The 24,241-nt window shown below is 46.8% G+C and carries 19 protein-coding genes and 2 pseudogenes; 11 read left to right on the forward strand and 10 right to left on the reverse strand.

The genetic code is table 11. The features are described 5' to 3' along the window. Window positions 1-25: 25 nt before the first annotated feature. Entirely contained in the window at window positions 26-3,136 is a 3,111-nt protein-coding gene (locus tag ACFOLF_RS37005; RefSeq protein WP_210046728.1) for an efflux RND transporter permease subunit, read from the reverse strand. A gap of 235 nt (window positions 3,137-3,371) precedes the next feature. Here ACFOLF_RS37005 and mprF point away from each other — a divergent pair, with 235 nt between their 5' ends. After that, window positions 3,372-6,029 (forward strand): bifunctional lysylphosphatidylglycerol flippase/synthetase MprF, encoded by a 2,658-nt coding sequence (gene mprF / locus ACFOLF_RS37010; protein ID WP_210046727.1) that lies wholly within the window; start codon window positions 3,372-3,374, stop codon window positions 6,027-6,029. A gap of 223 nt (window positions 6,030-6,252) precedes the next feature. On the opposite strand, the pseudogene ACFOLF_RS37015 reads toward mprF, so the two are convergent. The 3 genes and pseudogenes from ACFOLF_RS37015 to ACFOLF_RS37025 form a co-directional block, all read right to left on the reverse strand. Next, window positions 6,253-6,362: pseudogene (locus tag ACFOLF_RS37015) on the reverse strand (ABC transporter ATP-binding protein); the annotation flags it as partial. Window positions 6,363-6,375: 13 nt separating this feature from the next. Next, window positions 6,376-7,659 (reverse strand): sensor histidine kinase, encoded by a 1,284-nt coding sequence (locus ACFOLF_RS37020; protein WP_210046726.1) that lies wholly within the window; start codon window positions 7,657-7,659, stop codon window positions 6,376-6,378. Beyond that, the gene (locus ACFOLF_RS37025) at window positions 7,649-8,335 is read right to left on the reverse strand and encodes a response regulator transcription factor (protein ID WP_210046725.1); all 687 of its coding nucleotides are present in this window, start codon (window positions 8,333-8,335) and stop codon (window positions 7,649-7,651) included. Before ACFOLF_RS37025 ends, ACFOLF_RS37020 begins: the two co-directional genes overlap by 11 nt. A 137-nt stretch (window positions 8,336-8,472) precedes the next feature. On the opposite strand from ACFOLF_RS37025, the gene ACFOLF_RS37030 reads away from it, so the two are divergent. The 6 genes and pseudogenes from ACFOLF_RS37030 to ACFOLF_RS38010 form a co-directional block, all read left to right on the forward strand. Further along, window positions 8,473-8,913 (forward strand): FMN-binding protein, encoded by a 441-nt coding sequence (locus ACFOLF_RS37030; RefSeq protein ID WP_210046724.1) that lies wholly within the window; start codon window positions 8,473-8,475, stop codon window positions 8,911-8,913. Next, window positions 8,906-9,805, forward strand: a complete 900-nt coding sequence (locus ACFOLF_RS37035) for an FAD:protein FMN transferase (protein ID WP_379113679.1) — start codon at window positions 8,906-8,908, stop codon at window positions 9,803-9,805. Before ACFOLF_RS37030 ends, ACFOLF_RS37035 begins: the two co-directional genes overlap by 8 nt. Further along, a complete protein-coding gene (locus tag ACFOLF_RS37040) occupies window positions 9,806-10,636 on the forward strand; it encodes an RnfABCDGE type electron transport complex subunit D (protein WP_210046723.1) in 831 nt (276 codons plus the stop codon). A gap of 413 nt (window positions 10,637-11,049) precedes the next feature. Then, window positions 11,050-11,337, forward strand: a complete 288-nt coding sequence (locus ACFOLF_RS37045; RefSeq protein WP_379113682.1) for a transposase — start codon at window positions 11,050-11,052, stop codon at window positions 11,335-11,337. A 47-nt stretch (window positions 11,338-11,384) separates the two neighbouring features. Next, the gene (locus ACFOLF_RS37050) at window positions 11,385-11,660 is read left to right on the forward strand and encodes an IS3 family transposase (RefSeq protein WP_379113684.1); all 276 of its coding nucleotides are present in this window, start codon (window positions 11,385-11,387) and stop codon (window positions 11,658-11,660) included. 773 nt (window positions 11,661-12,433) lie between these two features. Further along, a pseudogene (locus tag ACFOLF_RS38010) lies at window positions 12,434-12,574 on the forward strand (IS30 family transposase); the annotation flags it as partial. 172 nt (window positions 12,575-12,746) lie between these two features. Here ACFOLF_RS38010 and ACFOLF_RS37055 read toward each other — a convergent pair. The 5 genes from ACFOLF_RS37055 to ACFOLF_RS37075 form a co-directional block, all read right to left on the reverse strand. Then, window positions 12,747-13,451, reverse strand: coding sequence for an ABC transporter ATP-binding protein (locus tag ACFOLF_RS37055; RefSeq protein ID WP_210046722.1), 705 nt, complete (start codon window positions 13,449-13,451; stop codon window positions 12,747-12,749). After that, window positions 13,448-14,233: an ABC transporter ATP-binding protein gene (locus tag ACFOLF_RS37060; RefSeq protein WP_210046721.1), complete on the reverse strand. Its 786-nt coding sequence runs from the start codon at window positions 14,231-14,233 to the stop codon at window positions 13,448-13,450. Before ACFOLF_RS37060 ends, ACFOLF_RS37055 begins: the two co-directional genes overlap by 4 nt. Beyond that, window positions 14,230-15,504, reverse strand: coding sequence for a branched-chain amino acid ABC transporter permease (locus ACFOLF_RS37065; RefSeq protein WP_379113691.1), 1,275 nt, complete (start codon window positions 15,502-15,504; stop codon window positions 14,230-14,232). The genes ACFOLF_RS37060 and ACFOLF_RS37065 overlap by 4 nt, the downstream gene beginning before the upstream one ends. 47 nt (window positions 15,505-15,551) lie before the next feature. Beyond that, window positions 15,552-16,538 carry a branched-chain amino acid ABC transporter permease gene (locus ACFOLF_RS37070; RefSeq protein WP_210046719.1) on the reverse strand — a complete coding sequence of 329 codons (987 nt, stop codon included), beginning with the start codon at window positions 16,536-16,538 and terminating at the stop codon, window positions 15,552-15,554. A gap of 90 nt (window positions 16,539-16,628) precedes the next feature. Next, a complete protein-coding gene (locus ACFOLF_RS37075; RefSeq protein WP_210046738.1) occupies window positions 16,629-17,837 on the reverse strand; it encodes a branched-chain amino acid ABC transporter substrate-binding protein in 1,209 nt (402 codons plus the stop codon). Window positions 17,838-18,709: 872 nt separating this feature from the next. On the opposite strand from ACFOLF_RS37075, the gene ACFOLF_RS37080 reads away from it, so the two are divergent. Then, a complete protein-coding gene (locus ACFOLF_RS37080) occupies window positions 18,710-19,840 on the forward strand; it encodes an asparaginase (RefSeq protein ID WP_210046718.1) in 1,131 nt (376 codons plus the stop codon). A gap of 590 nt (window positions 19,841-20,430) precedes the next feature. Here ACFOLF_RS37080 and ACFOLF_RS37085 read toward each other — a convergent pair. Then, complete coding sequence (locus ACFOLF_RS37085) at window positions 20,431-20,877, reverse strand: hypothetical protein (protein ID WP_210046717.1); 447 nt, start codon at window positions 20,875-20,877, stop codon at window positions 20,431-20,433. Window positions 20,878-21,372: 495 nt separating this feature from the next. On the opposite strand from ACFOLF_RS37085, the gene ACFOLF_RS37090 reads away from it, so the two are divergent. From ACFOLF_RS37090 to ACFOLF_RS37100, 3 genes are all read left to right on the forward strand, one after another. After that, window positions 21,373-21,576 carry an NTP transferase domain-containing protein gene (locus tag ACFOLF_RS37090; protein WP_210046716.1) on the forward strand — a complete coding sequence of 68 codons (204 nt, stop codon included), beginning with the start codon at window positions 21,373-21,375 and terminating at the stop codon, window positions 21,574-21,576. Window position 21,577: 1 nt separating this feature from the next. Then, complete coding sequence (locus tag ACFOLF_RS37095) at window positions 21,578-22,390, forward strand: sugar phosphate nucleotidyltransferase (RefSeq protein ID WP_210046715.1); 813 nt, start codon at window positions 21,578-21,580, stop codon at window positions 22,388-22,390. Between the two features lie 1,346 nt (window positions 22,391-23,736). Beyond that, window positions 23,737-23,985: a hypothetical protein gene (locus ACFOLF_RS37100; protein ID WP_210046714.1), complete on the forward strand. Its 249-nt coding sequence runs from the start codon at window positions 23,737-23,739 to the stop codon at window positions 23,983-23,985. Window positions 23,986-24,241: the final 256 nt, after the last annotated feature.

Here is a 24,241-nt window from a genome sequence, read left to right on the forward strand (position 1 = left end):
TTTACCGAAAATAATCCATTCATCCTTATCCGTTAATAGATAAATCAGAGTTTCGAACAGCCTTGCCCTGCATCCACTCGTAAATAATCGGAATCACGACAAAGCTGTTCAGCGTGGATGTGATCATGCCGCCAATCACCACAATACCAAGCACTTGCGAAATGACGGTATCCGCACTATGGGATAAGGCAAGCGGAATCAAGGTAAGAACGGTCGTACCCGCTGTCATGAAAATCGGACGAACCCTGGAGAGACTTCCATGCATGACGGCTTCTCTAAGTCCCATGCCTTCTTTTCGATTTCGTTCGATTTTATCAATAAGGACGATCCCGTTGGTAACCACGATACCTGTAAGCATCAACACACCGATAAATGCAGCGAGATTCCATTGACCATGGATCGCGTACAAAGCAAGTACGATACCCGACAAGGCAAGCGGAATGCTTAATAATACGGCCAATGGTGCTTTCCAACCTTTGAAGACAAAGCTGGTGATGAGCAATACCAGCAGGATGGATATCACGACTGCGATCGTAATTTCAATGATCATCTGGGTAACTTGCTCCGTAATACCGCCTAGCGAAAAATGGATTCCGTTCGGAAGCTGCATGTCTTTCAAGGACTGATCGACTTCTTTTGATACTTTGCTTAAGTCGCTGGACGTGATTTGGACTTCTACGACGGAGAAAGGTTGACCGTCGCGCTCTTGAATGGAAGAAACGGCATCGCTTTTTTGTATCGATGCGAATTGGTCCAGACGATAGGCCTGGCCGTTGCTGCCGGTAATGGTTTCGGCTGCCATAGAGGCCAGCACTTGTTCAGGTGTATAAACGGACACAGAGCTATCGTTCACTACCGCTGTTTTCACGGAATCGATATACACGTCGACAGGAATCGGGCCTGTCCCTGAGGACGTTGAAATGTCAAAGTCTTTCGCTTTTGAGGTGTACCGCGCCAAGAGTTTATTGATATCGTCCGGCTTGATGCCAGCCTTCAAGACCTTTTCTTTATCAATCGTGATCGCATACTTGGGAATCCCGTTGGTAAGATCTGTTTTCCCGGTCACGCTAAGACCTTGAATGGCAGCCAGATTCATGCGAACTTGTTGAGCCGTGTTTTCTAACGTTGTTTGATCCGCACCGGTTAACATGATTTTGATCGTCGAATCATCGCCTGCGATATTTTGATTCGTTACCGTAATCGCAGCGTTATGTGCCACTTGATTTAAATCGGCCTGCAATGCCGGAATGACAGCATTGACATTCTTTTTGTTTTTCAATTGGATGGAAAGATTGGCTACGTTCGGCTGTTGAATGAAACCTCCACCTTGGTCGAATACGTCATCTGCCGTTGGCGTGAAAGTAGAACCAAAAGTAGCCGAATAGGAAGCAATTTGGGCATTGGTATGCAGAACGTCCTCCACATTCTTAACTTCCTTGTCCACTTCAGACAACGGGGTCCCTTTCGGAAGTTCCACTTTAACAGCAACCTGACCGCTTGCCGTGCTTGGCAGCAGGCTGAAAGAAAGCTGAGAGGCGAATAACCCAGCGGCTACAAACAGGATAAGCGAGATGCTGATCACGGTTTTCTTGTGCTTTAATGCAGATTGAAGCAGCGGCTTCATGAAAGGTTCAAGCGTTACCGCTTTAGCCTTAGGTTCTCTCCACCCCATAAATGCGAATGCAGGTATCACGAGCATTGCGACAAGGAATGATACCACTAACGCAATGACGACTGACCAAGCAAAACCGGAATACGACGCACCAATGATACCGCCGACTAATGCAATCGGTACATACACGGCTATTGTGGTTGCAGTGGAAGCGAAAATGGCAGGCAGCATCTCTACCACCGAAGAAGACAACACGTTCAATATTGGCTTACCCTTGTTTTCCTGAACCCGTCGGTACATGTTATCCAAAATAACGATCGCATCGTCGACGATACGACCCATTGCTACGATAAGTCCGGAGACGGTCAAGATATTCAGCGAGACGCCCATTGATTTTAAAATCGCTGTCGTCGCCAACAAGGAAATCGGAAGCGTGACGGCAATTAAGAGCGTAGACCGCACATTTCTGAAAAAGAACAGGACGCAAAGCATGGAGAACACACAGCCCAATAACCCTTCACGAACAAGTCCTAATAAGGAACCGTTCAGATCTTGTGCGCGGTCAGTTTGAAGTGCCATCGCTACATCTGCGTTTTTAACGACCGTCATGTCGGACACGCGTTCCTTCACATGTTGCGCAACATCCGTGATGGTTGCTGTAGGCGTCTTGATCACATTGATCATCACGCTTGCTTTGCCATTTGTCCTTGATACTGTTTTCACATCGGTCAGTGATTGAGAAACCGAGGCAATGGCCGATAAAGGTATGCTTTTACCATCTTTGTTCGTGATCGAAAGATTGTTCAACTGCTGCTCCGTGAGATCCCAACCTTCTACTCGGATGGGGAACGAAGCTTTAACATTGGCAATGGTTCCTTGCAGGCTAGGTATATCCACCGTGATGGATTTATTGAAATCGTCCAGCGTCAGGTTATTTGCCACGAGATCCTTCATGCGCAGGACAACGACGTAACCTCGGTTTGCTCCGCCGACGGTCTGGACATCAGAGACACCGGGCACGGATTTCAACTGGTTGACGATGTCCGTTTGCAAGGTGGATTGCAGCGTTAGATCGTCTATTTTGTTGTTATTGGCTGTTAAACTGTAACTCAAGATGGGAAATGTGCTTGACGTTAATCGGGTTACTGCAGGTTTGTTAACCCCATCTGGTAAAACCGCATCGTTCAGCGCCTGTTTAATGGCGATTTCTGCTTTGTTCATATCGTAGTCCATGGGGTAGTAGAGATTCATCAATACCCCGCCATCGTAGGAGGTTGTCTCCAGATTAGTTATTCCATTGGTCTTGCGGATTGCATCCTCTAGAGGCGCTGTAATGTCTGTCTTCATTTGATCCGCTTGGTAGGACGACGCACGTAACGACACCATTAAAGTAGTGTTATTGATGCCGGGAAGGTAGTCCCTTTGCATTTGAATGGCCGAGACTGCCCCCCATCCCAAAATAAGCACAACACAAACTAAAATAATGGTCGCTCGTTGCATAACCGATTCGATCATTCGTTTCATTTTTGAAGTCTCCTCTCCTGTCTATATAGGGAAAGACTTCGTATTGAGCAGGATTGTTCATTTTAAATAAAATAATATTTCTAAATTGTTAATTTGAGTCTCCTTGCTGCTCATTATTACAAACGTGGATGTTTAAAAAAACTGATCGGGATAGACTGTTTCAACTTTTTATGGGAATAATACCGTGGGTATACATGGAACACAAATTCAATTTATATCCATAAAGGGAGTTCCGATGAAAAGTCTCCGGGAAGATCTTCAACGAACAAAGATAGCCAAGCTATTCTCCGTTCTTTACCGTCATAAGCTGCTGCACATCATGATACCAGCAGCTGTGATCGTGTTTCTTTACTGGGAGGGCAAGAACGAGTTCCAAAGGATTAATTGGGTGGGAACCCTTCACATTCTTCACCATATGAATCCGGCGACCGTACTCTTCCTAATCGGGGTTTCACTGATCGCAATAGCTTCGATCAGTACATACGATTTTGTTCTTCGGCGTCATTTCCATATTCCCATCAGCTTGTGGGATACATTCCGCTATGCTTGGATTGCAAATACATCCAATGCTGTGATTGGTTTTTCGGGAATTGCCGGAGCCGCTTTTCGGACTTTTCTGTACCGAAAACGGAACATCCCGAAGCAGACAATTACGGCTTCGATCGCTTTCCTCTCCACCATTACGATCACCGGCCTTTCCGTACTCTCATGGGCCGGCATTTTCGGTATTTTGCCCCTGCAATCCGTCATTCGCATACATCCTTGGACCCTTTATGCCGTGTGGGCAAGTGCTTTGTATTTGCCAGGATATGTTTTGCTGCAACGAACATCGTTTTACGCAAAGTTTTTGAATCGAAATTTGCCCCGGATGAATGCAGCAACAATCGCGGCTTCTGTCTGCGCTTCCTTATTGGAGTGGGTCTGTGCTGGAATCTGCTTTTGGCTTATTGGCTCCTGTCTTCTTCCCGGTCTTTCTCTTACAGAGGCGCTAGGTATCTATACGGTATCCGTGATTACTGGTCTGATCACCCTGGCTCCGGGCGGCATCGGCGGCTTCGACCTGACGGCTTTACTTGGGCTTCAACAGCTTGGCTATCCCCCTGACAAGACGGCTGCCGTCCTTGTACTCTTCCGTTTGATGTACTACCTGCTTCCCTGGATGATCGCTCTTATTCTAGCCGCATCCGATTTTGCAATGGATCGTGATAGAACGATTGATCCAGATGACGAGGATTTCGAGAACGGCTTGAACAGCTGGCAAAGAGTATGGCACTTTCCAAATCAGTTCAGATTGGTGGGAGAACTTGGCGTATGGTCTCTTGGCAAACTGGTATTTGCAAGTGGATTCGTTTTGTTGCTATCTGCAGCTATGCCCGGCCTTTTGTATCGGCTTCATCTTACAGAGGAGCTGTTGTCCGCTCCACTTATGAGATTGTCTCATCAGTTAAGCGTCGTAATCGGCCTCTTGCTGATCGTACTTTCCTGGGGGATTTCCCATCGAGTTAAACGCGCTTATCAATTAACGCTTTTCCTTCTGTGCGCTGGTGCTCTATTTACATTCACAAAGGCTTTTGATATTGAAGAAGCCATTTTCCTGCTCATTGTGGCTTTGTTACTTTGGATATCGCGGGATCGGTTTTACAGAATAGCCGCAAATTTCAGTCGAGAAAAGGCAGCTTTGTGGGGGTTATTAACGCTTGTGCTCGCCTATGTCTACGATCTCATTGCAACGGGAATTCACCCTGCTTTTCCAAGATCTTCGACTTCGGACACCCATGTATCTTGGTTCATTAATCCGAAGCAGACGGGACTGGTCGCGATCACTGGGATTGTGACCACATGGTTATTGATTTCACTCATTCTGTTGCTTAGACCGAACCGATTCGTTAACAATCAGTCCTCTGAACAAGAACAACATAAACTGCGGTTGTTTCTGGAACACAACCAAGGCAATTTATTGACTCACCTCTTATTTACCGGTGACAAAAACTTCTTCTGGGCGAGCAATGAACGCGTATTGCTTCCTTATTCCATCATCAGAAATAAACTCGTCGTCCTGGGGGATCCCATCGGGGAAAAAGAATCCATTAGTGAAGCCATCCAGGAATGTCAGCGGTTTGCGGATTTATACGATTTATCGGTTGTGTTCTATCAGGTTTCTCCGGATTATCTTCCGATTTATCATGAAAATGGATATCGATTTTTCAAATTAGGGGAAGAAGCATTGATTTCTTTAGAAGCCTTTACCCTCAGCGGAAAACGAAACACAAACTTACGAACGGTGAAAAACAGGTTTGAACGCGAAGGGTTCCGCTTTGAAGTGTCAAAGCCTCCCCATGACATTGAACTACTTGGTAAGCTTCGGCCTATTTCGCAAAAATGGCTGCATGGCAAAAAAGAAAAGGGCTTTTCGCTCGGTTGGTTCGAGGAAACCTATATGCAGTTATCTCCTATCGCATTGCTGATCGATCCGGAAGACGAGATCATCGCGTTTGCCTCCTTGGCGCCAAGCTATGACGATAACAGCAGTATTTCTGTCGATCTCATGCGACATCTTCCGAAAACGCCAAACGGAACGATGGATCAATTATTCGTCTGTCTGTTAGAGTGGGCCAAAGCAGAAGGATACCAATCCTTTAATTTGGGTATGGCTCCACTTTCCAGCGTAGGTGAAGCCCAGGCGGCCATCCGTGAAGAAAAGCTTGCCCATATTGTCTTTAAGCATGGTGGTTATTGGTATGGATTTAAGGGTCTTCGGAAATACAAAGAAAAATTCTTCCCGGATTGGGAACCTCGATATCTTGCTTACCCGCGATCGGTTTCGCTACCGATTCTGCTGGTGGAACTCGTTAGGCTAATTGCGCGCCGGCGGAAAAAAGGGCGTGTTACTTAAACCTTTTGTAGAATAAAACCTTCTGAAATATGCTCATATAATTTGGAGTTCAAACTCATAAAGCTAAAATATCCTTGTTAAACTGGGTACCATCACATTAATTGTACAACCAGCATCGCAATTAGACTGTCCATATGTTCTCGTCCCATTGCTTCTCGTTTGACATAAAGGGGAGCAGTTAGGCAATGTATCTTAAAAAAGAATCCGGCGGATTTTTGATTTATCGTAGCTTGGGAATCATGATAAGATTTTCCCGTCCGATATAATTTCGTCCACGGCGGCAAATTGCCCGGTCAGACTGATCGCCTGCCGCATATCCTCGGGTTTTGAAGCCTCGTAGCATTGATTATGGGCTTTCGTTTTTGCTTGTCTCTGTCTGTCCCCGCCTTTTTCTGGGGAAGAGCAGTTCAACTTGGGTTCCCATATTTACTTTCGAATCAATGCGGATCGTCCCGCCATGCACGTCTACAATCCACTCGGCGATGGATAAACCAAGTCCTGTTCCCCCTTCCGCACGGGATCTGACTTTATCTCCGCGATAAAATCTGTCAAAAACATACGGCAATTCATCCTCTGCTATTCCGCAGCCGTTGTCTGATACGCTGATATATACTGAATGGCCTTGATAACGGCCAACTACTTCAATTCGTCCTGATGAGGGCGTATACTTGAGTGCATTGTCCAGCAGAATGACAAGTAGTTGACGTATTCTTCCTTCATCTCCCCATAGGGACAAGGGGACGTTAAGCTCCGTTACGATGTTGACCCCTTTCGTTCTTGCCAATAACTTGAATTGCTCCGATAATTCCTTTAACAAGGCATCCAATGCGATATCGGACGTTTGAATTTGCAGCTGATTGGAATCGGACCGAGCTAGTGTCAACAGGTCGTCCAGCAGCCTGTTCATCCTCTTGCTTTCTTTTAAAACAACAGCGATATGGGGACTCTCCTGTTCAATGGAATGTGTGGGGTGACGGAGAAGCAGTTCGGTTTGCGCGTGGATCACCGCCGTTGGTGTCCGCAGTTCATGTGAGGCATCTGCTACAAATCTTTGCTGCCTTTCCCAGGCATTACGTATGGGGATCAGCGCACGCCCCGCCAGAAATAACCCTGCGAGTATGGAAATCACCATACCTGCGATGATGGCCGCGGCAATATCCCACATTAAGGAGCGAAGCGTACTCATTGCATCCTCCAGACTCCTGACAATCCCAACCGTGATAATCGAACCCGAGTCCGCATGGTTATTGGGAGTTACCAGTACCCGGTAACGCTGCTTGCCAACCGACACCGTACGAAGCATTGTTGAATCGGCAGATTCTCTAAGTTCATTCGTGATGTCAGGTGAGAATGCTTGTGTAGGCAGCTGTCCGATCAGCTGCCCATGGGCATTCCAGAATAGATATATCGTCCTCTCATCCTGCTCGGGTTCCGGATGACCGGATCGAAGCAATTCCGATAAATTGTGAGAAGATTGGATCCGGGTCTCTGCCAGCTTCAAAATTTCGTCTGTGTCATGGAATAACCGGTATCGCATGTGTACGTACAACAAGGAGCTGAGTATGGTGAGAACCAGCAGAAAAACCACGGCATTCAGAATGACCAGCCTTCTGCGAATGTTATTGAACATGGGGTTCTCCTTTTAATAAGTATCCGACTCCCCGCACTGTCCGGAGAAATGCGCCTGCTCCATGGACTGCGAGTTTTTTGCGCAGATGATGCACATATACATCGATCGCCGATGTGGCGGTTACCGAATCGAAACCCCATACCCTGTCGAATATCTGTTCACGGGTTAAAATCTGATCCTTATTGCACAGGAAAAATTCCAGCAATTGATATTCTGTTGCCGTCAAATTCAATGGCGTTTCTCCGTTAAAAGCATCCCTTGCCGCAGGAACTAACCGGATGGGACCACAGGTGAGCTCCCCTCCCTGACCGATCGTGCCCCGCCTTCTCAGAACAGCTCTTGATCTGGCCAATAATTCCGAGACGGCAAATGGCTTCGTCAGATAATCGTCCGCTCCTGCATCCAATCCGGCAACGCGATCCTCCACAGCGTCCTTAGCTGTCAACAGGATGATAGGGGCCAGCATAGACTGAGATCTTAATAAGGTTACGATTTCAACACCGCCCATCCCTGGCAGCATGATATCGAGAATAATCAAATCATGGATGGCCTGTTGAGCCAAATAATAACCTTCGTCCCCTGTCGCTGCCCCGTCTGTCAGGAAAGACTCGCTTTCGAAAACGTCGCGGATTACCTTGAGCAGAGACGTATCATCTTCCACAACGAGTACACGCATGCCGTGTCCACCCTTCACTGGAACTGAATTTGAACCCATTTTATCAGAAAGCCTGTTTTTAAGAAAATTTAAATCTTGCCCCAGTATAGTGAGTTATCAAGAAAGGTATAGCGTACAGCCGGATTGGAGGAGTTTAAATGGCCAAAATGAACAAAAAGTGGGTGGTCCTATGTTCAACTGCAGTTGCAGCGGTTTATGCGGCCGGCTATCTGACTACGGAAACACAGGCATCCATGCTGCAGCCATCACAATACGTTCAGGTTCAATCAAATGATGGTCAAACAAATAGCAGCCAAACCTACAGTGTTTATAAGGATGGGATCTATACGGGTATGGGAGAGAATCGACGCGGATCGATTCAAGTGGCGGTAACTATGAAGAACGATAAAATAACGGATGTTGAAATCAGTCATTTTGCCATGCATTATTCAGAAAGTGACGTAGTGGGATTACCTGAAGAAGTGCTGCAAAAACAAAGTGCACAAGTGGACAATGTGTCTGGTGCGACGTATAGCACTCAAGCTTTCCAAGATGCCATACAAGATGCTCTCTCCCAGGCTCAAACGCGTAATGGTTAAAAAAATGAAAAAAACAAAATTATTTATGGATACCGTTGTAGATATTCAGGTCGTTACTGGGAAATGGATGTTAAAGGAAGAGGCGGAAGCAAAAATTATTCAAGCTTTTCAGGCCTTTCAAAAAGTTGAACTAGCTTGCAGCCGGTTTAGCCCTGACAGTGAATTAATGAAGGCCTGCAGGCTAATTGATACTCCAGTCCCGGTCAGCCCGTTAATATTTCAACCCCTCAAATTTGCTATGGAAATAGCCAAATGGACGGATGGAGTATTTGATCCTACCGTAGGAAAAATGATGGAAGAGCATGGATTCAATCGTCATTATTTAACGGGGCAATCCATTGAAAGTCTTTCTGCCGATTCCGTTACGTACCAGGATATTGTACTGAATGAACAAGAAAGCACCTTATATCTGCGGAAGCCGCTGGTGATTGATTTAGGAGCCGTGGCCAAAGGCTTTGCCATCGACTTGGCTGCAAATGAGTTGAAAGAATTTGAAGGGTTTGTGGTCAATGCTGGCGGTGATCTGTTTGCAGGCGGCGTGAATGAACAAGGAAATCCCTGGGAGATAGGCATTCAGCATCCCGAGCAAAAAGAACAAGTCATACACATATTGGACATATCCAATGAGGCGGTCTGCACCTCTGGAAGTTACGAGCGTAAGAGCACAAAAAAAAACGGCACACATCACTTAATCCACCCCAAAACCAGACAGTCGCCAAATGATTGGGTCAGCTGCAGCACCATCGCCCCTTTCGCTATGCTGGCGGACGCTGTTTCAACCGCATCGTTGTTGCTGGGTGCAGACAGCGGGAAAATGCTGATCGAACAAGCGGGTCTGAAAGGGATTTTGATCACGCCAGGTTTAAAAATCGACAGAGTTGGAGGGATATAAATGACAGCAAAACAATGGATCAAATCGCCAAAGGGCTATGTCATCATTGCCATGGCGGCTTATCTTATCATCGCCTCCATTGGATCGCAAGACATGATGGGCATTATTAACGGCATCCTGGCCGTCAGTACTTCTTTGGCTGTGGACATCATTTGCTGCCTTATTGAAAAAAGAAAGCGAATCAGGCCTGACGGCGCTGTTATTACAGGGCTTATCATTTCCCTGATCTTGAGTACAAATACCTCTTGGTTGATTGTTGGGGCAGCTGCAGTTATAGCCATTTTATCCAAACATTTTATTGTGCACAGGAAAAAACCGATCTTTAATCCGGCGGCATTTGGATTGCTTGTATCCATCCTTCTCTTCCATACAGGCCAAAGCTGGTGGGGGGCATTCGGGGACCTTCCTTCTTGGACCGTTGCTTTCCTCTTAATTGGGGGATACGCCGTAACGAACCGTGTAAAGAAATATCCTCAAGTGTTTACGTTTTTTGGCACTTTCTTTTTATTATTGTTCCTTATGGGCTATTGGGATGCAGCAGACGCTTCGGATGCGCTTCGGCCGCCCTTTATAAACGCTGCGCTTTTCTTTGGTTTCTTCATGCTCACGGACCCGCCTACCTCGCCGGCCAAAGTTAAGGATCAAATGATTTTTGGCATTCTCGCCGCGGCAGCGGGAGTCGTTGATTACGGACTCTTCGGAGGGTTGATGTATTTGTTTATAGGGCTGCTCATTGGAAATCTCTATCAATGGTTACGAGCACGATTATCTTTGAATGTTTCCAAGAAAGGTCATTCCCGTATTGAAAAGGCCAATAAACTGTCCATTTAATTCACTTCTATTTCGGATTGAAAATCCACTTACAAAGGAGTCTTTTATGAGTAACAGTAAGAGTGTTTGGATTCCCGCTATTATAGCGGTTGTGATAGCTGCACTGCTCACAGGATACTATTTCTATGCGCTGTCGGCGCACGGAGAGGGAGAATTCCACCCACACCTTCCAAATTCCACTATCCTCCCTCTATGGAGAAACGTTTTGCTCTTAAATGCTAACGTATTCTTAGCATTTGATCGTAATGCATGGATAACAGATAATATGTTAGTGGAGCCGAATTGAAAATGAAGAAATATGTGGGGCAATTAAACGTGCAAAAAATCCTTACCTTGACTGGACTTAGACTAAACATTAGACATAGAGAACCGAGAGTGCGAAAATAAATGCATTCTTAATTGAGGTGTCTTACATGGCGAAAAAATATGACAAAGAATTTAAGATCCTAACCGTAAGACTTGTTCAAGAAGAAGGTAAATCGGTGGCGCAAGTGGCCCGAGAGATGGGCTTGCACGAGAACACGTTGTACCGCTGGATGACTGAATTTAAACAAGCCGGCGGTAATGCTTTTCCAGCAAGTGGACAGTTGAAGCCAGACGACAAGGCAGCACGCGAACTGCAGAAACGGATTCGTGAATTAGAAGAGGAAAATGAAATTCTAAAAAAGGCTATGCACGACTTTGTCAAAGACCGGCGCTGAACTATTCGTTCACCCATGATCACCTCTTCAAGCTCCGCGTCGCAAAGATGTGCACCGTACTCAAGGTTTCCCGAAGCGGCTACTACGAATGGATCCGTCGGAAAGAAAGCAGGCGCTGCAAGCGTCACGAGCGTTTAAAGAAACAAATCCGCCGGGCCTTCTACGACTCTAGACGTCTCTATGGCAGTCGAAAAATCTGGGAAGTTCATAGCGTGCTGAAGAAAGAACTCGTTTATCTGGAGAAATTTAAGACGCGCAAAGAAGCGAAAGCTCGCATTTTCGAATACATTTCGTGCTTTTACAATGGTAAACGGATCCATTAATCGATCGGGTACTACACGCCGAATCAGTACGAGCGTATGTTCAAATCTGTTGCGTAATTCTCTCGATTCTTTGTGTCCAATCTATTGACAGCGGTCCAATCCCACTCAGTATCAACCATTCCCAATTCGTCTTTTTAGTCATCAACTGAGGGTACAAAAAAAGTCACCTGCAATGGAGTGATCTTTACCGAGGTATCCGTTAAATTGAGGAGGTCTATTACACGGTCGACTCTCCGAAGTTGGGGACATCCTGGAGGGTGCACTCACCCGAATTTTCGGGTCACGTTCGGCAGTGCTTCAAACCTTCTCGCCAATATGATGAAAGACACTCTCCGATCAGTAATTTTGGACTAATAATTTTAATGGGACCTGGGCCTGCTCAACTCTCAGCATACCCGGCCAGAGCTCCACAAAATAATTCTAAGTGGTTGGGACGCCACTGACCTATTAATTCGTTGTTGTTGAAGGTCTGCTTAGTTTTTCTGAAATTCAGCTTGCCTTCATCCCAACCCGCCGGATGTGGACTTGACAATGTACATCAACTGTCAGAGTCTTGAATACTTCCTTCTCCGTATGACAGCGGCTTATTCTTCTAAACGGGAATAGGGCACCACACAGCGGCGGTGGCAAAAAAACAAAGTGGATTCCTGCAAGGAGGACTTTGCTTATCAGGTCACTCAATAATACAATTACTGTTCTACTGAAACCGTCTCGTCTACACATTATAAGAATAGAATTTACAGTATTCGAAAAGTCAATAATATTGTCAGTGAACCGCCACAACGGATCGTGGAAAAGAGTTTGCTTGCCATGCCGCCCTAGAGAACACATTCATGGCGTTAAGGTCTACTTCGCAGATTCCTATTCCTCTTGGCATCTGGGCTCGAATGAAAAACGGTAATGGTCGCCTGCGACCATCCGGTTGACGCATCCAAACGAGCAGCACAAATCAGCGGAAGCATTAACAGAAATCGCAAGGACGCGCTCCACATCCCGGCCGAGAGATCCATCGCCCATTCAAAACGAAAGCTGTCGAGAAGAATACAGAAGCCAGCAGCCCGTTAACAATCGGCAGACGCGCCATTTTCATGCGAGATAGGCTTCTTTAATTTGAGCGTCTGCCAGCAGCTCGGTCGCGCTGCCTTCCCTCACAATCTCACCTGTTTGTAAGACGTAGCCCCGATGCGCGATATGCAGCGCCTGATAGGCATTCTGCTCAACGAGCAGAATCGTCATACCTCTATTATTCAGCTCTTGAATAATATCGAATATTTGAGTGACGATGACGGGCGCGAGACCCATGGAGGGCTCGTCGAGCAGCAGCAGCCGCGGCTTCATCATCAATGCCCGGGCAATGGCCAGCATCTGCTGCTCACCGCCACTCATCGTGCCTCCCGCCTGGTTCACCCTTTCCTTCAACCGGGGAAAATAAGTGAACGCCTCCTCCATTCGCTCCTTCACCATTTTTTTGCTTTTGACGGAAAATCCGCCCATCTCCAAATTTTCCTTCACTGTGAGACGGGGGAATATCCGTCTACCTTCCGGGACGTGTGCAATGCCGTCCAATGCAGTCAGATGGGGGGACTGCATCGCAATCTCCTTTCCGCTGTATTGAATCTCCCCCATTGTCTTCACTTGCCCGCAAATCGACTTTAGCGTAGTTGATTTGCCCGCCCCGTTGCTGCCGATGAGCGTAACGATCTCCCCTTGGTCAACATCGAGTGTGATGCCTTTCAAGGCAAGTATAGTGCCATAATAAGCCTGTACATTCCGCAGTTCCAGTAAGCTCATGAGAGCACCCCCTGTTCGATTGCGCTCTTGCCCAAATACGCTTCAATGACCTTTGGATTTTTCCGGATATCCGCCGGGTTGCCTTCAGCAATCTGCTCGCCATGATCCAGTACGAGAATATGCTCCGCCAGCTCCATGACCAGTTTCATGTCATGTTCAATAAGAATGACCGACAGCCCGCGCTCCAGTCGAATGCGCCGGATAAGATCAATTAGTTCCGCTGTTTCGCGGGGGTTCATGCCTGCAGCCGGCTCATCCAGCAGGAGCACCTTCGGTCTAGTTGCCAGAGCTCGTGCGATCTCAAGCCTGCGCTGCGCCCCATATGGCAGGTTAGAGGCCCGATCATTAAGCTGGCGCTCCAGCCCCACATATTCCAACAGTTGATAGGCCTCGATCTCCGCTCGACGTTCCTCTCCCCGGACGCGGGGGAGCTGCAGCAGAATGCCGAGCAGCCCAGACCGCAGATGTCCGTGCATGCCTACCATGACATTCTCGATCACCGACATGCCCCCGAACAAGCGGATGTTTTGAAACGTACGGGCCATACCTCTCGCCGTTATCCGGTGCGGCTTCAATCCGACAATAGATCGGCCTTCCAGCTCAATAACACCCTTATCAGGCGCATAAATGCCGGTTATCATATTAAAAAGAGTCGTCTTGCCCGCTCCGTTCGGTCCGATCACCGCGGAGATCGTCCCCTGCTCAAAATCATAATCAACCCTGCCAACAGCAGTTAATCCCCCGAACCGCTTCACCAAATTTCTAACGCGCAGCACCGTCATGGCATCATCCCTCCGCTTCGCCTTGTCGTATCCACGGCGGTCGCTTTTGTGATCGCAGCTGCTCCTGAATTCGAGTGCTCCATCCGTTTGAGCTGCTGTTCATCGACCCGCCGGATTCTGGAGGAAATAAGCCCATTCGGCCTGAAGATGGTGATGAGAATGAGAATGGCGCCGAAGATGAACCGCTGCATTTTGGACGGGGACAGCGCATTAGGCACCTGAAGAACCCCTTGGAGTGTCAATTGATTGAGCCAATTCGTGAATTCCGTGAGCACCTGCAGATTGAGGATTGTAACGAGCGCCGCCCCAAGGATGACGCCAGGAACACTGCCCATGCCGCCAAGCACAACCATAACCAGTATCGTCGTCGATTCCAGCAGAGTGAAGCTCGAAGGATCGATGAATGTCTGCTTGGCTGCGAATAGAACGCCCATCATGCCGGAGAAGAAGGCACCTACTGCGAATGCGAGCAGCTTTGTTCGGAACAGTGGAATACCCATTGCCTGCGCAGCGATTTCATTCTCCCGAATAGCTTTCCACGAGCGCCCGATGCGAGAATTCTCAATCCGTTTGACCGTAACAATTACAAGGATAAGCAGGATCATGACGATAAAATAATATTGGTTCGGATGCGTAAATTCGAGGCCGAATAACTGAGGAGGCTTTATCGAAGAGATACCCATGGCTCCGTTCGTGATGTTGACTGGCTTCTCTAGGTTATTAAAGATAATGCGGATGATCTCCCCGAAGCCCAGCGTTACGATAGCCAGGTAATCACCCTTCACCCGAAGTACGGGCAAACCGAGCAGAACGCCGAATAGCGCTGCCATGAAGCCTCCGATTAGAATAAACAGCCAGAATGAGGCACCAGAGAGCGGGAACAGATGACCAGGGATAAAATTGTTCGCTTGCTCTGTCGAGAAAATGCCGTACGTATAAGCGCCGATTGCGAAGAATGCGACAAAGCCCATATCGAGTAGGCCAGCGAAGCCGACGACAATGTTAAGCCCAAGTGCCATAGCGATATATATACCGCTCTGTGTCGCAACCTCCATATAGGATTGATGGGAAGGGCCGCCGGATACAGCTATCGGAATGACGAGCAGCAGCAGCACGCCGCCTACAATCCACTTGATCCTATCGCTAAACGAGGTGTAATAAAGTGCCAGCAAGGAAGAGAGAAGCAGCAGATAGGCCAGAACAGACTTGTCGAGCAGATAGACCGTTAGCCCTGTGGCTATAACGAATAGGGACAGCGCTGACGCCTGCATCAGTCGGCTTTGGGTGAACAATCGTTGTATCGTGTTCATATCCACACCTACACTTTCTCTTTGACGGCTTTGCCGAATAAGCCCTCTGGCTTGAATATCAGTACAAGGATGAGAATAAGGAAGGCAAATACATCCTTGTATTCCGAACCGAAGCTGCCGCCGGTCAATAGCCCCAGGTTGGAGGAAGCGAACATCTCCAGCAGCCCGATGGCCAGACCGCCGAACATGGCGCCGCGAATGTTGCCGATACCGCCAAGGACGGCTGCTGTGAATGCTTTGAGTCCAAGTATGTACCCAATGAACGGATCAATCGTGCCGTACTGCTGCGCGAACAGAACCCCCGTGGCGCCACCCAGGGCGGAACCGATGAAGAAGGTTAGGATAATGACTTTGTTCACATTGATCGACATGAGCGAAGCCGTCTCGCGGTCCTGTGCTACGGCACGCATGGCGATACCCCATTTCGTACGATTCACGAACAGATCCAGCGCGACCATGAGCAATATGGCCACTGCGATAATGATAAACGTATGGGTCTTCAACGATGCATCGCCGAACAAAGGTGCAAGGGAGGACGTGTTAATTACGACATTACGGTCATACAGCGTGTCACCGCTCACAATGTAGCTTCCCGTCCTTAGCTCGGCGACGAACCTAACCGCATCCTGCAGCACGAAGGAGACGCCGATCGCAGAGATGAGCGAGATAAGCTTGGGTGCTCGCCGCAGCGGGCGATAAGCAATACGTTCGATCACAACCCCGAGAATTCCCGTGAACAGCATGGCTGCGACTAGAATAAGGACGTAAGCGCTCCATCGCGGCATGCCGCCAAGCCAACCGGTCGTATTCATAGCAAATAAGCAAGCCGTTCCAACGAAAGCGCCTACCATGAAGATCTCACCATGCGCGAAATTAATGAATTCAAGAATGCCGTATACAAGGGTGTACCCCAGCGCGACAACCGCATAGATGGTGCCGAGCGCTATGCCGTCGATGAGCACTTGTGGAAGCGTCTGCAGTATATTTTCTAGCATCGGGGCCTCCTCAATTATCCACCATTAGGATAGTGAAATAGTGAAGAGGCAGGTAATGCAGGATGCCTACACCTCTTCACTGGACATGTCTTACTTGCTTACTTCAGAGATCATTGAGCCGGGGTAGGAAGCGCTCTCGAACTTGTAGATGAATACCTTCGCGTAATCATTATCGCCTTTACTGTCGAACGTCACCTTCGTAGCAACCCCCTGAAAGTCTTTCGTCGAGCGTACAGCATCCCTTACTTTATCGCGTGTTGGAAGCTTACCGCCGCCCGCTTCAATCTCCTTCTTAATGGCGCTCAGAATGACAGACATGCAGTCATACGCATAGGCGGAGTAGCCGTCCGGAGCCTTGCCGAACTTCATGTTGTACTGGTCCGCCCAAGCCTTGCCGTCCTCCGTCTTTGTAATATCAGTTGCGATGGAGCTGTACAGAGCATCCTTCACTTTATCACCTGCGATATCGACGAGACCTGCGGAATCCCACGCGTCACCACCCATAATCGGTGCCGTAATGCCTTTATCGCGCGCTTGCTTAATAATAAGTCCACCTTCCGCATACAGACCGCCGAAGAAGATAAAATCCGGCTTCTTGCTGAGCGCGATGTTGAGCACCCCGTTGAAATCCTTCTCTCCTACCGTTATCCCCTCATAACCGGCGATTGTAGCACCGAGCTCCTCGGCCTTATCCCGGAATGCTTCGGCAAGCCCTTGCCCATAGGCAGTCTTGTCCTGGATGACAAAAATGTTCTTGGCCTCTACCGTCTTCACCGCATATTCGGCCGCTGCAGGGCCTTGGAAATCATCGCGTGCTACGATGCGGTTAACCGCCTTCAAATTGCGGTCCGTTACTTCCGTTGCCGTATTGGATGGCGAAACCATAGCAACGTTGTATTTCTCGTAGACGACCGAGGAAGGAATCGCAACGCCGGAGTTCATATGCCCGACAACGGCCAAAATCTCTTGATCCGCTCCGACATTCTCGGCATTCGCTACTCCCTTCTTCGCATCCCCCTGATCATCATAGGGCACGAGCTGCAGCTCGAACCCGAGATCCTCGAATTCCTTTTTATGGTCCTCGAGTGACATTTGCGCCCCAAGCTTGATCGCTTCCCCCTGTACCGAGCTTCCACCCGATAGCGGCGATTGCGTCGCGATCTTAATGACGGGCTTCGCACCGCCGCTTCCGGCGCTTGGGCTAGCAGACTCGCTGTTCCCCCCTCCGTTATTGCCGCTGCACCCCGTCATAATCAGTAATACAACCGTTGATACCCAGATCAAAGCCTTTTTTCTCATCTTCAACTCCACTACCTCCCATAAAATAGGTTGTATGTATGTTTAAGATCATTGTGTAAGTATAAAATGAGATTAAATTACTAGCTTGCTGCGATTCTTCAACTGGTGTGATGCAAATTGGCAGACTTACGACGTAACGGTAAAACATTTAGGCAGACACATTGAAATGTATAAGAAAGTCCAAAAATGGTTTTTTCTCCAACCATGCGACTGAATCAAAGAATTGGTGACGCTGCTGAGATAGCGATCTTATTTAGTTGCGTTATGAATATGTGAGATATTCTTACGTCTGGCCCGGAGAATGATGCCATGGACAAACAAATGTACGATGTCCTTTGTACTACCAGACGTTCGATGAATGTTCTTATAAATTTTCTAATTCCATGAATTAAATATGTAGTGGACAAAAAAAGAATAGAATAAATGTGATTTAACTGTCATTTATCTATTCTTTCTTATGCATGAAGTTGTGAATTAAGAATTAATGATTGTATCTCTTTATTCCTTCGACATCACACATAACGTAAAAGCCACTATACAAAGGTCAAGAATCTTTCCTTCATATTAATCCAGCCATCTTGGAGTGTCAATATATTTAACAAATAAAGGTGTATTTCGTCATTATATATGACATGTACATATCATTTTTGAATAAAATATTAACTATTATATTTTTTCCAATCTTGAAGATAGCGAGCGGAGACATCCAAATTCTTGAAAAGAAGGTGAAAACGGTCTTGTGACCAGCCAAACGGAGGCAGTATTACACAAAGACTTATTTCGACAACATATTTAAAATCTTTTTCTTTACTTTCACGTTACATAACCTTACACTTATTTTGAAATAAATAACTTAGGAGGAAATAAAATCTATGGAACGTAAAAGTCTATTGCTTGTATTTGCTCTAGCCCTCTTAATTGCCGCAAGTATCCCATTGTCATTGGGCTCCCTGAAAGCAGCGGCAGCTGAGAAAGATATTCCAAATGTCGTCATTCTCGGTATGGGAGGAACTATTACTTCTACGGCATTGGGACGCGATCTGTTTCAATCTTACGGTCCGGACGGTGTGTCCATTACCGACATTCTGAATCGGCTTCAACCGGAGATCTCGGCGATTGCTAATGTACAGGTACAAGAGCTGTATGAAAACTCCACGAGAAATGAGTATTTATATAACTTGAGTACGAGTATCGACAAGGTATTGGCCGACAAGAATGTAGATGCCGTCGTCGTGACTGCCGGAACTAATACCATGGAAGAAGTGGCTTATTTTGCTGATTTGACCGTTCAAAGCAACAAGCCCGTCGTGATTACAGGCTCGATGCGCCAATCCAACACGTTCTCATTCGATGGAGAAGCCAATCTATACAATGCTATCCGTTTAGCCGCCAGTGGAGAAACAACCTGCTATGGCACTGTACTGCTAATGAACGATGAATTCTTTTCGGCACGCGAAGTTACGAAAACGGATGCGCTGCGCCTGGATACGTTTGATGGCGGAAGATACGGTGCGCTAGGTACAGTGGATGAAAACAGAATTCGCAGCGTCCATGCTCCGGCCCGTGTAATGGCTTGCGGTAAAGATTCATGGAAAACGCCGTTTGATTTGACGAAAATCAAAGCATCGGACCTGGCGAAAGTTGAAATTGTGTACAGCTACACAGAAGCGGACGGCCTGCCTATTAAAGCGCTGGCAGATGCGGGTGTTGATGGAATCGTGACCGCAGGCAGCGGTGCGGGAAATATATTCACCTCGCAACAGGACGCGCGCAAGGCTGCAGTAGAGAAAGGTGTCGTTTTCGTAAGCGCCACGCGTACCGGATCTGGAGCTGTATATGATACCAAGTCTCCCGGTATTATCGGAGCTGCTGATTTGCTGCCACAGAAAGCGCGGATCCTTCTTCAACTAAGCCTCAGCTTCACGGAGGATCCGGAGCAGGTTAGAAATTGGTTCACGTCGATCGGTGTGCCTGAGTTCAACATGTCCAGCTATCGAAAATAATCGAGAGCTCTCCCAAAGCAGATTCAATTTCATTAATTTTGGTATGTCCAAGCGTTCATATAACGAGTGGCTACACTGTAGCCGCTCGTTTTCCATTAGGCTATCGGCTCCACATATTAGATTTTCTTACCTTTAAGAGTCGCATATTAATTTCGTTATTACAGGTTACTGCTTTCAAGTCTTTTCTTCGTGAAATGGTTATGCCCTTGGAATGACCAAAAATACAAAAAGGTATTCGGGTTTATGTTATTATCAGTAATTTATCTATCTCATGAATATGTTAAATTACCTATCAAATAAAATTTCAGAATAGTCATTTGTTTGATACTTGTTTCGCGCGCCGACGGGTTCCTCCCAGTAGGGTTAGGGTGAGTGCAATAAGCATAATCGCAGGAAAAATTTTAAGAATAAAGAATGGTCCAAGAATTCAAAAGGGAATTATACACTCAAATATAAAGGATGGCTGGCGGAGCGTTTGCATCTATTTTGCTCGCAAACAAATTTGGGAAGATCAAGGTAAAAAGATTAAGACCTTTGAAAAGGCTAAACTAATTGCTTTCGAGTTAATGGATGCTGCGAAGTAAGCCCTTCTATTCTGAACTCGCGGGTTTACTAAGAGACCTGGTATACTTAAAATGTGAAACATTATATTTCTCTATTGCAGATGCATGAGCAGTATCATAACTCATGCCTTTTCCCATTTTAGTAAACTCAGAAACTTCATGCATATATAAAAACTTGCATCTGCTCCTGGCAGAGGTTTGCCACTCTGTAAAGCATTTTCTAATCGTTGTATGTTGTATCATTGCTTGATTTGGAATGTATGAATTAAATGTAGAGATATGGGTTTTAACATTATCAAGCCCTTTTTGTGATACGTTTATCTCCATCCCCTCAAGTTTTCCTAATCCTTGACCAATCGTTCCTGAGAAATTAGGATTATATGCTCCAGTTTTACCCATCCCCTTAGCAGCAAACCCAAATAATCTCCCCATCCCTTTACCGGTCTGGATCGCACCTTCGGTAGGTCTGGCCATTGTGAGCAGCATTTTGCTGCTGCATGGCAGCCGTTTCGGCGTCGCCAACCGGACAGGCGGAGTAAACTTCCATTTTACCTTATCCGTTGGGGAAGAAGAAATTTCGCTTTAAAGAACGGACGGTCTCTGTCAATTTGAAGACCCATGTATCTTTGGAGTCTATATGATCAGAACGTTTTCGAAAAGCGGGCCAAGCGAGCTCAGCCATTAACGGTGAACGTTTGAGTGTATTGAATCCTTGGGAGGCGCCAATCTCCGAAAGTTTTCAAAATAAATACTGCCGGTTCCATTAATCGATAATGTTTTTTGGAGAATCATTTTTCGAGCTGGTTTATAGTTTTCCAATGCCCGAGTTCTCAGCATTAATACCAAATAACATCCCTTCCGACCGCCTGCGTTAGACAGCATGTATATCAGCCGTTCCGGAATAGTTCGGGGAACGCATACAATGGCAAGAATATGGTCGGTTATTTGTTATTCGGAGGTGTACGTTCATTGAAAATTGTCATTATGGCGGGTGGCAAAGGAATGCGTTTTGGGCCGCGCAGCACAGAAGATTTACCCAAACAATTTCTGCCCTTTCACACGGGGCAAACTTTGATTCAAGAGACGGTTAGCCGCTTCCTGAAATTCGTCCCCGTTTCCCGGCTGTATGTCGCCACGGCGTTATTTGTCGCTGTTGGAAGAGCAGTTGCCTGAATTGTCGCCAACTCAGCTGATCTTCGAGCCGCAGCAGAAGGATACCGCCGCATGCATCGCACTAGCCGCATTCCGTTTCCTTCAGATGGGAGATGATGAACCGGTCGCTTTCGTGCCTTCCGATCAATATGTAGCAGATAAGAAGGCTTATTTAGCCGCATTCGCTGCTGCTGAAAAGATCGCTTTACTGCCCGAGACGATCGTGACTCTCGGTATCGTGCCGAGCAGACCCGAGACGGGCTTTGGGTATTTGCTTGTGTCCCCAACTGCCGAAGATGAATCCACTCCAAGAGGATTCCGCCGCGTAACCCGATTTCTGGAGAAGCCCTCCGAGGAGCACGCGCAGCAGCTGATCAACGAGCCGGACGTTTACTGGAACAGCGGCATCATCGTTTGCCGTCCGGCAACGATCGCACATTGCATTGAAGCTTATGAACCTGACATCTGGAACAGTCTTAAGCTACACCCGCTCGACGCTGACGCCGCTTATGCCGGCATGCCCCGGCTTTCCATTGATTATGCCGTGATGGAGCGGGCGAAAACGATCTATTGCATACCAGTGAACTGCGGTTGGGACGATATCGGCTCTTGGGCTGCGCTGCGCCGACATCTTGAGGGGGACGATCGCGGCAACATCATACAAGGCACCGCGACGCTAAGGGAAGCGGCCCGAAACATCATATACGTCGACAGCAAGCAAGCGGTGATTATCGGCGTCAACGATCTCATCATCGTGTCGAACGAAAATGGATTGCTCGTTTGTCCCAAATCCGAGGAACCGCTGTTGAAAAGATGGCTGTCGGAAGCAAACTGAATACCCATGATTCGAGCTGTTTAAAGGAGGAAAGCGAGGAAATGAAAAACCGACACTTAATCCAGCAGCCGGTCTTCTATTTCATATGAAAGACGAGCTCTTGTACAGCGATGCCAGATGCTACAGGATGGGATCACCGCCATCTTCAATCGGCGCTTAAAGTCCGAGGAGGCACTGAATAATCCTTTGAAGTCTCTCATACCCGCCATTCACAGCTATGAGAAACAGATATTAGATTACGGTTTCGCCGCCGGATTCCATGCACAATGCAAAACAGGTATTGGTCAGGCGAGTTGCCCGGTTACGGGAAGGAGTTTCCTGCGGCTGTGCGGAGTATTGCCCCCGTTGTGAAGTCCGTTGTTCAGTGACCGGTGATCCGATCACTCTCATAGTCAGTAATACACATAAATAAGAAGCAACACAAAGAGTCCAAACCATATTCTTTGTGTTGCTTTAAGACTTCTCCGCAAATATTACAAATTTAATGGCTAAAGTAAGCTAAAGAGCTAGATGTGGTAAGATGAGTTGAATTTAAGTACGTTGAGCCTCTATGCATTTATCACATATGATGGAAAATCAAAGTGCTAAAAAACAACCCGATTGTTGAGTCGACGGATAATGTGCGGAAAAAGTAGGATCCACTCGCAAGGACAATCCATCCTAACATATTGGCCAAATTAAACGTTCGAATAAGAGAGCATTTGTGAGATAACTTAATTGTACAGAGGGAGTTTAATCACCAACCGAATTCATTTACTTTAAAAGAAGAGATTCAATAACTGGCTCTATGCCTAATGGTTCCGTCGTAGTTTCGTATCTACCGTAAACATGACCGTTCCTGATATCTGGGCTTGATTCTTTAATATTGGTTTCATTGGGTATTTTACATATGAAGTCTTGGGATGTGTTTTTTACATTTTCGGCAAACCTGATTGCATTCCTTATCCTGTTTCCGTTCAGCCGCTCTTTATTATCATATAGGGGTCACCTCGGGTACCGTCAACAAAACGCGGAAAACGAACGCTAAGAAAAAAAGTGATTAGTTGAAAAAACTGCGCATACTAGCGACAATTCTTATCTTGTGGGACATCGCAAAGACTGACCTGACATGATGTTAACGGAGAAGTCCGTTGAGACTATTGGAAGTGCACCAATTATGTAATTATTTCCCTTTACACAATTCGATGTATGGCAGTGACGATAACTCTGCAGCTGTTAAAATATAAATAAAAGGAGATTACATCACATGTCAAATACAGAACAAACGCTTTTACTCGCTCGATTTAAATTGAAACCTGGGGACAAAGAATGAATTTCTCAAAGTAGTGGGGACATTATGCGATAGAATGTCCCAAGAGCCAACCTTTGTAAGCACGATTGTGCATGAAGATCCTGATGAACCCGATGATGTCATTTTTTATGAAGTATGGAACTGCTCAAGAGAGTATTTCGAAACCGTTATTGAAACTAGAGAGTACCGCGATGAACTAATTAAAGCCGCTTCTGAATTCATCCTTGACAGACCTTTAAGCTGGTTAGAGCCAGTTGGCGAATGGGGAAGCCAATTGACAAAACCAAAAGGAATTGAGATGTAATAATCATACTCACCTTATCAATTAGTAAAACGCCATATTATACGAGGAGGATCAATATGAAAACAACTCGTGAAATCGTAGAACATTTTTTTGCCGAAGTCGGTGCACGTGACCTTGCTGTCACTGATCTATTTGGCCGATGATATTCATTGGTATGTACCCAGTGAACCAGCGCTGCCATGGTCGGGCAAAAGATTCAAGAAGTCTGAAATTGAACCCTTTTTAAAGCAACTGTGGCCAAAGACGGTTCCCGTTA

It is taken from the genome of Paenibacillus sepulcri, from assembly GCF_042647105.1.
GTDB lineage: Bacteria > Bacillota > Bacilli > Paenibacillales > Paenibacillaceae > Paenibacillus_Z > Paenibacillus_Z sepulcri.

Bases quoted from the DNA above. Each gene is read 5' to 3' on its own strand.
- ACFOLF_RS37005 (WP_210046728.1), bottom strand. From the start codon at position 3,136: ATGAAACGAATGATCGAATCGGTTATGCAACGAGCGACCATTATTTTA.
- mprF (WP_210046727.1), top strand. From the start codon at position 3,372: ATGAAAAGTCTCCGGGAAGATCTTCAACGAACAAAGATAGCCAAGCTA.
- ACFOLF_RS37020 (WP_210046726.1), bottom strand. From the start codon at position 7,659: ATGTTCAATAACATTCGCAGAAGGCTGGTCATTCTGAATGCCGTGGTT.
- ACFOLF_RS37025 (WP_210046725.1), bottom strand. From the start codon at position 8,335: ATGCGTGTACTCGTTGTGGAAGATGATACGTCTCTGCTCAAGGTAATC.
- ACFOLF_RS37030 (WP_210046724.1), top strand. From the start codon at position 8,473: ATGGCCAAAATGAACAAAAAGTGGGTGGTCCTATGTTCAACTGCAGTT.
- ACFOLF_RS37035 (WP_379113679.1), top strand. From the start codon at position 8,906: ATGGTTAAAAAAATGAAAAAAACAAAATTATTTATGGATACCGTTGTA.
- ACFOLF_RS37040 (WP_210046723.1), top strand. From the start codon at position 9,806: ATGACAGCAAAACAATGGATCAAATCGCCAAAGGGCTATGTCATCATT.
- ACFOLF_RS37045 (WP_379113682.1), top strand. From the start codon at position 11,050: ATGGCGAAAAAATATGACAAAGAATTTAAGATCCTAACCGTAAGACTT.
- ACFOLF_RS37050 (WP_379113684.1), top strand. From the start codon at position 11,385: ATGTGCACCGTACTCAAGGTTTCCCGAAGCGGCTACTACGAATGGATC.
- ACFOLF_RS37055 (WP_210046722.1), bottom strand. From the start codon at position 13,451: ATGAGCTTACTGGAACTGCGGAATGTACAGGCTTATTATGGCACTATA.
- ACFOLF_RS37060 (WP_210046721.1), bottom strand. From the start codon at position 14,233: ATGACGGTGCTGCGCGTTAGAAATTTGGTGAAGCGGTTCGGGGGATTA.
- ACFOLF_RS37065 (WP_379113691.1), bottom strand. From the start codon at position 15,504: ATGCAGGCGTCAGCGCTGTCCCTATTCGTTATAGCCACAGGGCTAACG.
- ACFOLF_RS37070 (WP_210046719.1), bottom strand. From the start codon at position 16,538: ATGCTAGAAAATATACTGCAGACGCTTCCACAAGTGCTCATCGACGGC.
- ACFOLF_RS37075 (WP_210046738.1), bottom strand. From the start codon at position 17,837: ATGAGAAAAAAGGCTTTGATCTGGGTATCAACGGTTGTATTACTGATT.
- ACFOLF_RS37080 (WP_210046718.1), top strand. From the start codon at position 18,710: ATGGAACGTAAAAGTCTATTGCTTGTATTTGCTCTAGCCCTCTTAATT.
- ACFOLF_RS37085 (WP_210046717.1), bottom strand. From the start codon at position 20,877: ATGGCCAGACCTACCGAAGGTGCGATCCAGACCGGTAAAGGGATGGGG.
- ACFOLF_RS37100 (WP_210046714.1), top strand. From the start codon at position 23,737: ATGTCCCAAGAGCCAACCTTTGTAAGCACGATTGTGCATGAAGATCCT.